This window comes from Paraburkholderia sp. J41, from assembly GCF_905220235.1.
Classification (GTDB): domain Bacteria; phylum Pseudomonadota; class Gammaproteobacteria; order Burkholderiales; family Burkholderiaceae; genus Paraburkholderia.
In genome coordinates, this window is the sequence record NZ_CAJMZE010000020.1 from 73,945 (window position 1) to 88,249 (window position 14,305).

At 64.5% G+C, this 14,305-nt stretch carries 12 protein-coding genes, 1 tRNA gene and 1 pseudogene; 6 read left to right on the forward strand and 8 right to left on the reverse strand.

The features are described from left to right. Positions 1–115: 115 nt before the first annotated feature. Both U5805_RS20780 and U5805_RS20785 read left to right on the forward strand, forming a co-directional pair. On the forward strand, positions 116–1,234 hold the full coding sequence (locus tag U5805_RS20780; RefSeq protein WP_322105380.1) for a succinylglutamate desuccinylase/aspartoacylase family protein: 1,119 nt from the start codon (positions 116–118) through the stop codon (positions 1,232–1,234). 522 nt (positions 1,235–1,756) lie between these two features. Next, on the forward strand, positions 1,757–2,905 hold the full coding sequence (locus U5805_RS20785) for a porin (RefSeq protein ID WP_322105381.1): 1,149 nt from the start codon (positions 1,757–1,759) through the stop codon (positions 2,903–2,905). Positions 2,906–3,192: 287 nt separating this feature from the next. Here U5805_RS20785 and U5805_RS20790 read toward each other — a convergent pair whose 3' ends face one another. The 3 genes from U5805_RS20790 to U5805_RS20800 all read right to left on the reverse strand — a co-directional run bounded on the left by U5805_RS20790 (position 3,193) and on the right by U5805_RS20800 (position 5,980). Beyond that, entirely contained in the window at positions 3,193–4,794 is a 1,602-nt protein-coding gene (locus U5805_RS20790) for a peptide chain release factor 3 (protein WP_322105382.1), read from the reverse strand. 559 nt (positions 4,795–5,353) lie between these two features. After that, positions 5,354–5,647 (reverse strand): H-NS histone family protein, encoded by a 294-nt coding sequence (locus tag U5805_RS20795; RefSeq protein WP_322105383.1) that lies wholly within the window; start codon positions 5,645–5,647, stop codon positions 5,354–5,356. A 105-nt stretch (positions 5,648–5,752) separates the two neighbouring features. Continuing rightward, positions 5,753–5,980 carry a hypothetical protein gene (locus U5805_RS20800; protein WP_322105384.1) on the reverse strand — a complete coding sequence of 76 codons (228 nt, stop codon included), beginning with the start codon at positions 5,978–5,980 and terminating at the stop codon, positions 5,753–5,755. Positions 5,981–6,382: 402 nt separating this feature from the next. Between U5805_RS20800 and U5805_RS20805 the strand changes: the two genes are divergently transcribed. After that, on the forward strand, positions 6,383–7,600 hold the full coding sequence (locus U5805_RS20805) for a LuxR C-terminal-related transcriptional regulator (RefSeq protein WP_322105385.1): 1,218 nt from the start codon (positions 6,383–6,385) through the stop codon (positions 7,598–7,600). A gap of 4 nt (positions 7,601–7,604) precedes the next feature. Here the strand turns inward: U5805_RS20805 and U5805_RS20810 are convergent, their stop codons facing one another. Beyond that, positions 7,605–7,880, reverse strand: coding sequence for a hypothetical protein (locus U5805_RS20810; protein WP_322105386.1), 276 nt, complete (start codon positions 7,878–7,880; stop codon positions 7,605–7,607). Positions 7,881–7,957: 77 nt separating this feature from the next. Further along, a complete protein-coding gene (locus U5805_RS20815) occupies positions 7,958–8,377 on the reverse strand; it encodes a BON domain-containing protein (protein ID WP_322105387.1) in 420 nt (139 codons plus the stop codon). A gap of 387 nt (positions 8,378–8,764) precedes the next feature. On the opposite strand from U5805_RS20815, the gene U5805_RS20820 reads away from it, so the two are divergent. The 3 genes and pseudogenes from U5805_RS20820 to U5805_RS20830 form a co-directional block, all read left to right on the forward strand. Next, the gene (locus U5805_RS20820; protein ID WP_322105388.1) at positions 8,765–10,165 is read left to right on the forward strand and encodes a GntP family permease; all 1,401 of its coding nucleotides are present in this window, start codon (positions 8,765–8,767) and stop codon (positions 10,163–10,165) included. Between the two features lie 331 nt (positions 10,166–10,496). Then, positions 10,497–10,573: transfer RNA gene (locus tag U5805_RS20825), tRNA-Val, on the forward strand. Positions 10,574–10,766: 193 nt separating this feature from the next. Beyond that, a pseudogene (locus tag U5805_RS20830) lies at positions 10,767–11,043 on the forward strand (TauD/TfdA family dioxygenase); the annotation flags it as partial. A 65-nt stretch (positions 11,044–11,108) separates the two neighbouring features. Here U5805_RS20830 and U5805_RS20835 read toward each other — a convergent pair. Genes U5805_RS20835 through U5805_RS20845 form a run of 3 tightly spaced genes read right to left on the reverse strand, consistent with a single transcriptional unit; the run spans position 11,109 to position 14,192 of the window. After that, positions 11,109–12,356 (reverse strand): D-amino acid dehydrogenase, encoded by a 1,248-nt coding sequence (locus U5805_RS20835; protein ID WP_322105389.1) that lies wholly within the window; start codon positions 12,354–12,356, stop codon positions 11,109–11,111. Beyond that, entirely contained in the window at positions 12,326–12,517 is a 192-nt protein-coding gene (locus U5805_RS20840; RefSeq protein WP_322105390.1) for a hypothetical protein, read from the reverse strand. The genes U5805_RS20835 and U5805_RS20840 overlap by 31 nt, the downstream gene beginning before the upstream one ends. A gap of 49 nt (positions 12,518–12,566) precedes the next feature. Further along, positions 12,567–14,192: a methyl-accepting chemotaxis protein gene (locus U5805_RS20845; RefSeq protein WP_322105391.1), complete on the reverse strand. Its 1,626-nt coding sequence runs from the start codon at positions 14,190–14,192 to the stop codon at positions 12,567–12,569. Positions 14,193–14,305 lie beyond the last annotated feature (113 nt).

Below are 14,305 nucleotides of genomic sequence, written 5' to 3' on the forward strand. Positions count from 1 at the left end.
TTATTAATGACGGAGCGCGCCCGCCATGCGCACGCCGGTTCCGGCCCCGCACCGAATCCGCTAAGATCGTGATCTGGCCCGTTCGCGGGCAAATCTCGCGCCCCGCGCATTCATCATGCAAACCCGAAACCATTCGCTGATCGCGCCCGCCCTCGGCACCGCGCGACAAGTCACCAGCTTCCATTACGGCAACCCCGGCGGCGCCGCCAAGGTTTATATCCAGTCGTCGCTGCACGCCGACGAACTGCCTGGCATGCTGACCTCGTGGGTTCTGCGCCGCAAACTCGCGGCACTGGAAGCAGCGGGCCGCCTTCGCGGCGAAGTGGTCATCGTGCCCGTGCCCAATCCCATCGGCCTGAACCAGCATTGGCTCGGGCATCTGATCGGCCGTTTCGAGTCGAACACGGCGCAAAATTTCAACCGCAATTTCCACGAACTGACCGCGCTCGTGCTGCCGGGCATCGAAGCGCGCCTGGGCGCCGACGAAGCCGCGAACCGCGCCGCCATTCGCGCGGCCATGGGCGAGGCGCTCGCCGCGCAGCGCCCCGCGACCGAACTCGATTCCCTGCGCCTCGCGCTCCAGACGCTCTCCTACGACGCCGACATCGTGCTCGACCTGCATTGCGACTGGGAAGCCGCCATGCACATCTACACGAACCCGGAGCTGTGGCCCGACGTCGAACCGCTCGCGCGCTACCTTGACGCCAAGGCTTCGCTGCTCGCGCTTAACTCGATCGGCAATCCGTTCGACGAAATCCACAGTTTCTGCTGGTCGGAATTGCGCGAGCGCTTCGGCGCGCGTTATCCCATTCCGTACGGCTCCATCTCGGTCACGGTCGAACTGCGCAGCCAGCGCGACGTCTCGCACGAATTCGCCGAGCACGACGCGCAGGCCATCGTCGACTATCTCATCACGCGCGGCGTGATCGAGGGCACGGCCGCGCCGCTGCCGCCGCTCGCGCATCCGGCCACGCCGCTCGCGGGCACCGAACCCATCGTCGCGCCGCAAAGCGGCGTGCTCGTGTTTCGCGTCGAGTGCGGCACCTGGGTCGAGCGCGGCGCCGCCATTGCCGATATCGTCGATCCGCTCGCCGACACGCTCACCACGCTGCACGCAAGCGTGAGCGGCGTGATGTACGCCCGGCACAGCGCGCGTTTCGCGACCGCCGGCATGGAAGTGGCACGCATTGCGGGCGACACGCCGATTCGCGGCGGGTCGCTGCTTTCGCTCTAGGCGGCTTTCCAGGCGGTTTTAGAGCGCGCGATATCGTTGTGCCGAAACGGAAAACAGGCTTGCGCCGGCGTGGCGCGAGCCCGTTTTTTTATTCCCGATAGTTAGTCATGCCAATTTTCTTTATTTGGAATCGACGATAAAAATTCATCAGAAAAATACATGGATCGGCCTTTAATTCACGATTGATCTCAATCCGGCGAATCGTGAAAAGCGATTCAAAAGACCGATTAACGAGATCAATACGCGTAAGCATAGAACGAATTTTTATAAGGCCGATGTGTGCCTCAAAATCGTAGAAAGCCGCGTGTAAATCGGTCGCAAAGCCAATAACGACGGCCGTTTCACCGGAATCGGCAGGCGCGCAAGCACGGTGTCGTATCTGCACAACACGCGGGCGACATTTTCGATACAGACCCTTACTGTCACATTCGTTTCGTTGTCGCCCCTTAAATTTCAGCCCGTCGCTTATCAACCGGTCCGTTCGAGACCGGAGTCGTCACTTTCCTTCACCCGGAGAAACAGTTGAAAAAGAAAATCCTGACCACCGCTATTCTGGCTACGATTGCAGGCGCGGCACACGCACAAAGCAGCGTCACGCTGTACGGTTTGATCGACGCAGGTATCAGCTACAACAGCCACGTGAAGAACGCGACCGGCGGCAGCAGCAGCCAGTGGGCGTACGGCGACGGCGTGGCGCAAGGCAGCCGTTGGGGCCTGCGCGGCACGGAAGACCTGGGCGGCGGCCTGAAGGCGATCTTCGTGCTCGAAAACGGTTTCAACAGCGGTAACGGCACGGCCGGTCAAGGCGGCGCCATGTTCGGCCGTCAAGCCTTCGTCGGTCTGACGAAGGACGGCATCGGTTCGCTGACCTTCGGCCGTCAATACGCGTTCACGACCGACGTGCTCGGCTCGAACTACTCGACGGGCGGCAACACGGTGGCGGGCAACTACGCTTACCACTTCAACGACATCGACCAGCTCACGTCGAGCCGTATCAACAACGCCGTCAAGTTCCAGAGCGCCAACTTCTCGGGCCTGACGTTCGGCGGCCTGTACGGCTTCTCGAACACGACTTCGTTCGCCGGCGCATCGACGGGCTCGACGGCTTCGTCGCGTGCCTACAGCTTCGGCGCGAACTACGGCTTCGGCCCGTTCGGCATCGGCGCGGCGTACACGAACATCTCGTTCCCGGCATCGGCCACGCCGGCCTTCACGACGACGCTCGCCAACATCGCGCCCGCAACGCTGCGCGACCTGCGCTCGTTCGGCGTCGGCGGCCGCTACGTGTTCGGCCCGGCAACGGTCTGGGCACTGTGGACGAACACGCTGCTTTCGCCGATCACGGGTTCCTCGCTGCTGTACAACGCCTACGAAGTGGGCGGCAAGTACGCCTTCACGCCGGCTCTCTCGGGCGCGCTCGGCTACACGTACTCGCGCGCTTCGGGGCTCGCTTCGGCTCACTGGAACCAGATCGACGCCGCCGCCGACTACGCGCTCAGCAAACGCACCGACGTGTACCTGCTTGGCGTGTATCAGCAGGCATCCGGCCGCGTGGGCAACGCCGACGTGCAAGCGCAGATCGGCGATTCGAATTCGAGTATTTTCCAGCCGTCGGGTTCGGGTTCGGACAATCAGCTCGCAATTCGCGTCGGTATCCGCCACAAGTTCTAAGCAGCAAGCAAAGCAACAGCGGCCGGCGGCGCAAGTCGCCGGTCCAGCCCGGTGCGTGGAATTCTTTCTTCGCGCCGCGCCTTACCGGGCGGGGCATCCAGGGGATGCCCCGCTCTTTTTTTGTGCGTGGAAAGCGGGCTGCGTGCGAGGTCGATGCGCAAGCCATGCGCGTGCGGCATGGCTTGCGCCACGGTTGGCCGCTTTATCGGATCGAAGCGAAGCGGACCGAAGAGAAGCGGATCGAAACGGATCGAAGCGGAACGACGCGAACGATCGGGGAAAAACCGTTACATCGCCTTCTTGAACGGCGCGCCCGAATGCTCGCGCAACTCGTTGAACACGATCTTCGGCCAAGCCTTTTGCGCGACCTCGATTTCCGAAACGTGCGAGGCGAGATACGTGGGCGCGTTCGACGCGTCGTAGGCCATGCGCGCGGCGTAGGAGTCGGTGAAACGGCGCAGCTCGGCGGCGTCGTCGCACGTGACCCAGCGCGAAAGGCGATAGCGCGCGGGCATGATGCGCACGTCCACTTTGTATTCCGCCGAAAGACGATGCGAGACCACCTCGAACTGAAGCTGGCCGACCGCGCCCAGAATGGTCGAGCCGCCGTGCAGCGGACGAAACACCTGGATCGCGCCCTCTTCGCCCAGTTGCTTGAGCGCTTCGCCAAGCTGCTTGGCGCGCATCGGATCGACGACTTCGATGGTCTGGAAAATTTCCGGCGCGAAGAACGGCAGCCCCGTGAATTGCAGGTCTTCGCCTTCGGTGAGCGTGTCGCCGAGACTCAGCGTGCCATGGTTAGGAATGCCGATGATATCGCCGGGATACGCTTCGGCCACAGTCTCGCGGCGCTGCGAAAGGAAGCTCACCACGTTGTTGGCACGAAAGGTCTTGTTGTTGCGCGTGACCTTGAGCTGCATGCCGCGCTCGAAATGGCCCGAACACACCCGAATGAATGCCACGCGGTCGCGGTGCGCGAGATCCATGTTCGCCTGCACCTTGAACACCACGCCGGTGAATTTGGCTTCTTCGGGCGACACGGCGCGCTGCACGGCAATGCGCGGCGAAGGCGGCGGCGCGAGGTCGACGAGCGCGTCGAGAATTTCCTTCACGCCGAAGTTGTTGATCGCCGAGCCGAACAGCACGGGCGACTGCTCGCCGGCAAGGAACTTGTCGCGGTCGAACGTGGGCGTCGCGCCCGTGATCAGTTCGACTTCTTCCTTCGTGCGCTTCCAGTGATAGCCGAAGCGCGCTTCGCCTTGCGCGTCGGTGATGCCTTGCAGCGTTTCCACGGCGCCGCCGAGCGTTTCCTGACCCGCGCGGAACACGCGCACCTGATCGCGCTGAATGTCGTAGACGCCCTGGAATTCCTTGCCCATGCCGATGGGCCAGGTGAACGGCACCGCCGCCACGCCCAGATGCTGCTCGATCTCGTCGAGCAGATCGAGCGGCTCGCGCACTTCGCGGTCGAGCTTGTTGATGAACGTGAGAATGGGCGTTTTGCGGCTGCGGCAAACTTCGAGCAGCTTGAGCGTTTGCGCTTCCACGCCGTTCGCGCCGTCGATCACCATCACGGCCGCGTCCACGGCCGTCAGCACGCGGTAGGTGTCTTCCGAGAAGTCCTCGTGGCCCGGCGTGTCGAGCAGGTTGATGACGGCGTCGCCGTACTCGAACTGCATGACCGAGCTGGCGACCGAAATGCCGCGCTGCTTTTCGATCTCCATCCAGTCGGAGGTCGCGAAGCGGCCGCTCTTCTTGCCCTTCACCGTACCGGCGATCTGGATCGCGCCCGAAAACAGCAGCAGCTTTTCGGTGAGCGTGGTTTTGCCCGCGTCCGGGTGAGAGATGACCGCGAACGTGCGGCGGCGTCTGAGTTCGGCTACTGACATGGATAAGGCGGGTATCACGGATGAATTCGGGCAACCGGGTCGCGCGGCGATGGTTGCGGCGAGCGCGGCGGCGCTTGGGGGCAGCGTTTTTGCAGGCATTCGCGGCCTTGCGGGCAACCGGAAAAACGGCTCCACGCGACAAATAGCACGAGCGGTCGGAACCATTCGGGGAGGCTCGCGCAAAACGGCGCCGGGACCGAATGATACACGTCATTACGGCCGCCGGTTGAATGTTCGATGCGGGCCCGATTCCGCGAAGCGGCGCGCGAGCGCGCGGCGTGAAGGTGAGAATTTACGGGAGACGGCGAGGCGCTCGCGGTTCGGCGTGCTTCAGCGTGCTTCGCAGCGTGCAAACGCGCCCGCGTCGAACCCAACTTCGTTATGCGTCAAGCACTTGCTCGCGCCGCGCCGAAGCGCCGCCATGCGCGGGCCGGCGCTGATCGACGCAACAGGACGCACGCATGATCAAAAGGTGAGATTTTGCGGGAGACGGCGCGGAAGACAGCGCGGGAGACGGCGCAAGCGACAGCGGCCAATATCGGCCGATGCGCGCCGTGTCTTATTCGCCGATGAGAAAGCGCTCGCGGTTCTTGCCGTCGAGCCAGCCCGGCGCGCGGCCGCGGCCGCTCCAGGTTTCGCCCGTTTTGGGATTGCGATAACGCGGAGGCAATGCTTTCTTGCGCGCCGCAGGCGCCGCGCGCCCCGAGAACCCGAGTTCTTCCGCAGTGATTTCGAACTCGGCGATTTTTTCCTTGATCTCGGCGATCGCCTGGGCAACTTCTTTTTCACGCGCCGCAGCCACTTCCTTATGCAGCTTTTCAAGCTGGGCGGTCAATTGCTTGTAGCTCGGCATGAAACGTCATCTCCAGGTTCGTCACGATCTTGCCATTGTGACCGGTTTGGAGTTTGAACGTATCCGAAGGCGCGCTTTTTTACAAAACTGGCGCAATTTTTTGCGTTATCGCTCGCGTTGCTGAAGCGCTTCCATTACGACGCGCCCTTCGAGCGCGCGCAAGGCGTCGTTGAGACGGCGCACGCGCTGGATTTGCGAAGGCACGAGCTGCGCGGTGGAAACCGAGTCGAGCCGGCCGCGCCAATAGGAAAGCGGAATGCGGTCGCTGCCGGAAAGCCGGCCGATCACATTTTCGAGATGTTCGATGTCCTTTTCTAGTTGGTGATGATTCATCGCTGCCCCCGTTAATGGCCAATCTTATCGAGAACGCACCCGAAAAAGCGCGCGCTCACTTTCGCCGCCTCGCCAGCGCGCCGCATAAAGCGGATAATCGCGTGGATTTGGCAGGACGCCGATTCGCTGCGCTAATTGAGCACTTTGTGCAAACCGCGACATATTTAGACGTTTTCATCGGCGCGTCAGACCCAGAATAAAACCAGCGCGGACAACCATCCGTTGGTTACCGCACGGAATGTCGATGGCCACAGGTCCACTCTGAGGCCTGAATTCGAATCCACACGAGAACGCAGAGTAACGGGGGCTATTGCGGCTGTATATTCCACAATTGTGGAAGGCTATGCAGGTAGCATTAATCGGCGCTGAGAGGCCGCCAGATACGCTAACAATGAGAACGGCGTGAAAACCAACGAATCGGAATACGATCGCCTGCTGCACGATATTTACGAAACCATTGATAATCCTTGCGCCTGGAAAGATTTTTGTTCGCATTTACGCGAATCGGTCGGCGCGGCTTCGGTACATCTATTCGGTTTCGACCGGCAGCGCGATCTTTTTTCATGGAGCGACGGGTTCGGGCTCGCGAACGCGGAACCGCTCGAACGCATCCGCCCGCTTTATCGCGACGATGTGCGGCTCTCGTGGCTGCGCGCCTTCCCGGCCGGCAAGTGGCTGCATTGCGGCGTTGAACTCGATTGTGCCGACGACGACGACGCCGGCGGCACGACGGGTTTCGCGCTATACCCGGTCGCGGACGGGCATCGCTGCGTGGCGCTCTGCAAGCTCGTGGACCATCAACGGCTCACCGTCATCCTCGCATGCAGCGCCCAGGCCGACGACGCCCCGCTCGCGCCCGCCGCGCGCGCGCTGCTCGAACGCCTCACGCCGCATCTCTCGCGGGCGGTGCGTCTTTACGCACGCCGCTTCGCGCTGAACGCGGACGCGCTCGCGGCGCGCAAGCGCGCGCCCGCCATGCTGGTCAGCGCGCAAGGCGAAGTTCTGCACAGCAACGAGCCCGCGCAGCAGCTTCTGCGCGCGACGTCGCTCGTGCGCGTGCGCAACCGCCGGCTCGCGCTCACCGCGCCGCATCACGCGCGGTTGCTGGAGGACATCGCCGTGAGCGAAGCGCGTTTGCGAAGCCGTGCGAACGGCGCCCAGGCAGCCGCGGCGCGCTTCCGGGCGCTGCGGATCGTCGGCGAAAAAGGGGAGGCCGCGCGCGACGCAAGCCCGGACGGCGCGAGCAGCGCGAGCGGCCAGCACGAGGTGCTCTACGCGTTCTACAACGTGGTGGTGACGCCCGACGACGCGTCGGCCGCCGAACTGCGCGCTTACGCGGCGCTGACGTTCTATCACCCGAGATCGGCGCCGCCCGTGGACGAGAAGGTTCTCGCGGCGGCCTTCGACCTTTCGCCGGCCGAATGCCGCATCGCGCTGCTGCTCGCCGAAGGGCTCGCGCTCAAGGAGATCGCCGCGCAGGTGGGCGTTCAGCACGACACCGTGCGCAAGCAACTGCAATCCATCTTTCAGAAAACCGCGACGCGCCGCCAGCCCGAACTGCTGCGCCTGCTGCTGAACCTGCCGGGCGGCAGCGCGGGCGCCGCCCCGGACGCGGGCTGAACGCTTATTTCGCCGCCGCGCGGCAGGCGAACACGAGCGTGTAGTTGTCGCCTTCGGTGGTCTGCGCGACGGTGTCGTAACCGGCGCCCGCGCAGCGCGAACGCGCCTGCTGCACGCACGAATCGCGGTCGCCCGAAGCCGGGCATTGCACCTGGACCGTCGGCCGGCCGTCGGAGAGAAACAGCGGCGGGCCGCTGCTGCATGCCGCCAGCGCGGCGAGCAACGCGCCGGCCACCGGCAGACGCAACGATGTAAACCACGACGAACCGAAACGAGTCATTGGAGCACCCCGATGGGCTTTCTAGTTTTTCGACGTTGCGATTGTGCCATGCCGCGAGCCGCCTGCGCGCCGCGCGTTCAGCGCGCAAGCGTCCTGTACGGCGGCGTGCCGCGCGGATTCGACATGAGGCGCACGAACACCTGCTCGACGTCGGGAATTGCCTGGAGCGCGCGTTCGAGCGCGGCGCTGTCGAAACCGGACGGCACGCAGCCTTCCGCGTAGACGAAGCGGCGCTGCACGGTGATCCACACGCTCGCGCCCTTGAATCGCGCATCGCCTTGCATCCGCTGACGAATCGCCGACGCGATACCGGCATCGTAAAGATAGGAATTCGGCTTCGAACACTTGTGCGCGAGCCAACAGGTCGTGCCGCGCTCGACGCGATAGTGGGCGTCGTCGTCGGCTTCGGCCTGGGTCATCAGCGGCCCGAGCGGCGTGGGGCACGCGGGCGCGTCGCTCGACAGCGCGAAGAACGGATCGTTGTACCAATTCCTCACTGCGGTAGCGTCCGCGGCGGACGCGCCTTGCGCCATGGCGGTTCCCGCAGCGAGGGCCGCGGCGCCGGCCACGATCGGCGCGACGACGGCCACAGCGAATGCATGCGCACGCCGCCTGTTCCGTCGATACGAACTCGACTCGCGATCAATCGCGCGCATCGCCGTCTCCCGCCGCGTTGGCTCGTTTCGACACGATAGAGCCGCGCGGCCGCGCTCGCAATATCGAGACACCGGGTTTCGCTACAATCGCTGCGACGCACCATGGCCGCATGCACCCGCGCTTAGCGCGCATCGCATGCAGCGCCACGAGTGCCGAAACCATAAGCAAATCGATCCCGCGACGCCGCGCACCCGCGTTCGCTTTTCGCCCGATCAGCAGGAGACTTCATGTCGTTTGTCATCGTTCTCGCCGCACTTGCGTTTCTCATGTTGGCCGCATATCGCGGCTACAGCGTGATTCTGTTCGCGCCCGTCGCCGCGCTCGCCGCGGTGCTGCTCACCGACCCCGCCGCCGTCGCACCCGTTTTTTCCGGGATCTTCATGGAAAAGATGGTCGGCTTCGTCAAGCTGTATTTCCCCGTGTTCCTGCTAGGCGCGGTGTTCGGCAAAGTGATCGAGCTTTCGGGCTTCTCCGAGGCCATCGTGGCCGCCGCGATTCGCTATATCGGCCGCTCGCGCGCCAACGCCGTGATCGTGGCCGTGTGCGCGCTGCTTACTTACGGCGGCGTCTCGCTGTTCGTGGTCGTGTTCGCCGTGTATCCGTTCGCGGCGGAACTCTATCGGCAAAGCGATATTCCGAAGCGGCTCATGCCGGGCGCAATCGCGCTCGGCGCGTTCTCGTTCACGATGGATTCGCTGCCGGGCACGCCGCAAATCCAGAACATCATCCCGACCACTTTCTTTAAAACGACGGCGTGGGCCGCGCCCGCGCTCGGCGTGATCGGCTCGATCTTCATCATCGTCGTGGGGCTTGCCTACCTCGAATGGCGCCGCCGCAGCGCGCTGGCGAAGGGCGAAGGCTACGGCACCTCGCTCGTGAACGAACCCGAGCACGTGCAAACCGAACATCTGCCGAATCCGCTGCTCGCCATCGCGCCGCTCGTGCTCGTGGGCGTGGCGAACTTCGTGCTCACGCGCTGGATTCCCGTGTGGTACGGCGACACCGTGACGGTTCCGGCCGAAGTGCTGCCCGGCATTCACGCGCCGGTTTCGGCCACCATCAAGCAAGTCGTGGCGATCTGGTCGGTGGAGGGCGCGCTGCTGCTCGGCATCGTGCTCGTGGTCGTCACCGCGTTCGGCCGCGTGAAGGACCGCTTCGCCACCGGCACGAAAGCGGCCGTGGCGGGCGCGCTGCTCGCCTCGATGAACACCGCTTCGGAATATGGATTCGGCGGCGTGATCGCGGCGTTGCCGGGCTTTATCGTGGTGAGCGATGCGCTCAAGAGCATTCCGAATCCGCTCGTCAACGCGGCCGTTTCGGTGAGCGCGCTCGCGGGCATCACGGGGTCGGCGTCGGGCGGCATGAGCATCGCGCTCGCGGCCATGTCCGACGTGTTCATCAAGGGCGCGCAGGCCGCGAACATTCCGCTCGACGTACTGCATCGCGTGGTGGCGATGGCGAGCGGCGGCATGGACACGCTGCCGCACAACGGCGCGGTCATCACGCTGCTCGCGGTCACGGGTCTGACGCACCGCGAGTCGTATCGCGACATTTTTGCGGTCACGGTGATCAAGACGCTGGCCGTGTTTTTTGTGATCGCGGTTTATTACGCAACCGGTTTGGTTTGAGGGGTGTGTTTTGGCGTTGTGTTGGAACGGACTCTGCATCGTCAGCGTATAAATGCCGGCGGCAGGTCACTGGTTCGGGCATTCATCTCAAAAGCGTCCGTTGACGCTTTCGATGCAGGCGTTCTCCACTGGCTTTCCCAACCGGTTGCCATTACCGCCGAGTAGACGAACGAGGGGCCGCGTATGCGGCCCTTGTCACAACGGTTCAGATCACGCCCGCCCGGCGCCTCGTCTGCCACAACACGTAACCTCGCCGCCAGCCGCCCCGCCGCATCGTCAAACAAAACCCCTTGCAAGCGCGTCGGCGAGTCTCTATAATTCGCGCCTCGACAGGCTCGTAGCTCAGTTGGTTAGAGCACCACCTTGACATGGTGGGGGTCGTTGGTTCGAATCCAATCGAGCCTACCAACGAACAAGCAGTAAAGCAGCACCATCGCGAATGACGCATTCCCTCACGGGTCTGCGTCATTTTCTTTTGCGGCTTCGATTCCTCGCGCTCCGTCGCGCACGCAGCCATTCATAGCGCGCAAGCGCGCCGATAGCTTCGCAAAAATCGTCGGTTCTTCTCGCGGCGCAACGCTGCTTGAAGGACGTTCCACGACTTCCGGCGAACGAATCCGCGCAACTGCTGCAAGTTTTCCACGTGTACGTCGCGCGGCTCGAAAACACGGTGCGCTGGAACGGGCAGGAAGGCGACGTCGCGATCTGGGACAACCGCGCGACACAGCACTACGCCATCAACGATGACGGCGATGCGCGCCGCGTGGCGCATCGCAAGACGGTGCATGACGGTGCGCGGCGAAGTGCCGGTAAATGTCGACGGACGCGAGAGCGTGGTCGCGCGCGGCGCCACGTTGCAGCAGCGCATTAGCGCGTGACGGTTGCGTCGACAAAGCAATCGGGCGCTCCGGCAACAAGGCAATCAGGCAATCCACGCGCGCTTTCATCGCGAAGGCGCGAAAGCGTCGCCGTCGATAGCGAGTTCGCGCTGCGCGAGCAAATCCGCCAGCAATTGCGCGCTGCCCAGCGCGAGCGAAAAGCCAAGCGCGCCGTGCCCGGTGTTGAGCCAAAGATTGCGGAAATGCGTGGCGCCGATCAGCGGCTTGCCGTCGGGCGTGGCCGGGCGCATGCCGGTCCACGCTTGCAGCGCGCTGAAATCGCCCGCCTCGGGAAAGGTTTCGCGCGCTTCGCGTGTAAGCAGCGCGATGCGGTCGTCGTCGGCGTGAGTGCTCATGCCGGTGAGATCGACCATGCCCGCAATGCGCAGGCGCTCGCCGAGCGGCGCGTACACGATCTTGTGATGCGCGTCCGTCACCGAAACGCGGGGCGCGCCGTGCGCGTTCGCCCGCGGCAACGTCAGGCTGTAGCCCTTGAGCGGATAAACCGGCACGCTCACGCCGAGCGCCGCCAGCATCGGCTGGCTTCGAAAGCCGAGACACACCACGAAGGCATCCGCTTCGAGATCGCCCGCCGAGGTTTGCGCGGCCAGCACGCGCAGTCCTTTCGTGCGTAATCCGGTGAATTCGGTGCCGAGTTCGAGATGCGCGCCGTCACGCTTCGCGGCCAGCGCGAGGCCGCGCGCGAAGCGGTCGCAATCGGCGGCTTCTTCGCCCGGCGTATGAATGCCGCCGACAATTTCCTTGCCGATATGCGCGAGCGCCGGTTCGAGCGCCACGCACGCGGCGCCGTCCAGCGCATGCTGCTCGCAACCGAGCGTCGCTTGATAGTCCGCCTGGCGGCGCGCGCTCTCGAAGCTTGCCGAATCGCGATACACGACCAGCTTGCCGTTGCGCACGTAATCGAAATCGAACGATTCGCGCGCGACGATCTCATGCATGAGGCGCTGGCTCAGAAAGCCGAGTGCAAGCAGTTCGGCCGTGGTCCGCCGGCTGCGCGCGCGCGTGCAGGCGCGCAAAAACGCGGCACACCAGCGCCATTGATGCACATCGAGCCGCGGCACGACGCGCAGCGCGCTTTCGCGCGCCATCAGCATATGCGGAAGTCTCGCCAGCACCGACGGATCGGCAAGCGGCGCGACGTAGCGGTAGCTCAACTGGCCGCCGTTCGCGTGGCTCGTTTCGCGCGCCACGTCGGCATGACGCTCGACGAGCGTCACTTCGTGTCCCTCGCGGGCAAGCGCGTAAGCCGTCGTTACGCCGATCACCCCACCGCCCAATACGCACACTCGCATCGTTCGTCGTTCTCGCTGGCTTGCGGCCGAACCGGACGGCCCAGATTGCCAGTCTCGCCGGGAACGCGGCGGAACTCAATTGCGAATTGCGTGGTGCGACAACACATTACGACGATCATGACGATCGCGACGATCACAACGATCGCGACGATCGCGACCATCGCGCGCGACCGTTGCGCGTGCAACGGCCGCGCATGCGGCCACGGCTCCTCAGGCCAGCGCTGGCGCGCCGATGACGGGCGCCACGCGCGACGCGCGCGCGGCGGTTTGCGCCGAAGCGTGCCCCGCGCCGCCGAGCGTGAACACCGACACCGCTTCGCGCAGCGAGTCGGCCTGCGCTTCGAGCGCTTGCGCCGCGGCCGCCGCTTCTTCCACGAGCGCCGCGTTGCGCTGCGTGACTTCGTCGATCTGCGCGACCGCGCGGTTCACCTGCTCGATGCCGTCGCTCTGCTCGTGCGTGGCCGCTTCGATGTCGGCCATGATGCGGCTCACGCGCGCGACCGCGTTGCGCGCCTCGTCCATCGTGCGGCGCGCGTCCTCCACGAGCCGCGCGCCCGCGCCCACCGTTGCCACCGAAGCGGCGATCAGCTCCTTGATCTCCTTGGCCGCCGTGCCCGAGCGCTGCGCGAGCGAACGCACCTCGCTTGCGACCACGGCGAAGCCGCGGCCCTGCTCGCCGGCGCGCGCCGCTTCCACGGCGGCGTTGAGCGCGAGAATGTTGGTCTGGAACGCGATGCCTTCGATAATGCCGGTGATCTCCTCCACCTTGTGCGACGAAGCCGAAATGTCGTTCATCGTGGCGTTCACCTGGGCGACCACTTCGGCGCCGCGCGTGACGGTGTTCAGCGCGCCTTGCGCAAGCCCGCTCGCCTCCTTCGCGCCGTCAGTATTCTGGCGCACGGCCGCCGAAAGCTCCTCCAAGCTCGCCGCCGTTTCCTCCAGCGCGGCCGCCTGCTGCGACGTGCGATCCGAAAGATCGGCGTTGCCCGACGCGATCTGCTTCGCCCCGTGCGTGATTTCCTGCGTGCTGCCGCGCACGCGCGCGACAGTGCCCACGAGCCCGTCGCGCATGGTCTGCAACGCGCGCAGCAACTGGCCCATTTCGTTCTTCGACTTCACGGTCACGTCGACGGTCAGATCGCCGGCCGCAATGCGCTCGAAATGCTGGATCGCCTGATTGACCGGCTTGACGACGGCCGCCGCGAGCCCGGCACGCGCGATCAGCCCGATCGCCACGCCCACCACGGCCACGGCGCCGAACACGAACAGCGAAAGCCGGAAGCGCAGCGCGGCGGTTTCGGCGTCGTGCTGCTGGCGCGCGCTCTGCCACGATTCGAGCGCCTCGATCGCCTTCGCGTAAGTGCCGTAAAACTTGTCGGCGGTTTCGCCCTGGATCGTGCGAAAGGTGTTGAAGTCGTTGTCGACGAGCGCCTTGTACTCGGGTTCGAGCGCCTGGTCGACGAGCGCCTTGCGCGCGTTGCCCACGTCCTGCGCGAGGCGCGCTTCGTCGGCGTCGTGAAACGGACCGGCACTGTATTGCGCGAATTCCTTGTTCGAATTGAGAAGCACCTGATGCGCCTGTTCGAGCATCCCTTCAGTCGACTTGCCGACGCTGAACAGCGTTTCGTAGCCGCCCAGCGCAAGGCGCACTTGCAGCAGGCGCTCCGAACTGGTCTTGAGCGCGCTGACCGACTGCGCGCCGCGTTGCGCGTCGCGCAAACTGTCGTTGGTGAGCTTGAGCGCGCCATAAGACACGCCGATCACCGTCAGCAGAAACGCGACGAAGATACCGATAACGAGCGTCAGTCCGCCGCGAATGGTGATGTTTTTGAGCATGAGGTCTCCGATGCGTTTTTTCCCTTCCCGCCGATGCGGTCCTGCGCGGCCCGACACACTCTCGCATCTCGTTTCGGCTTACGGCGCGCGCACGGGCGTGCTGAATAGGGGAA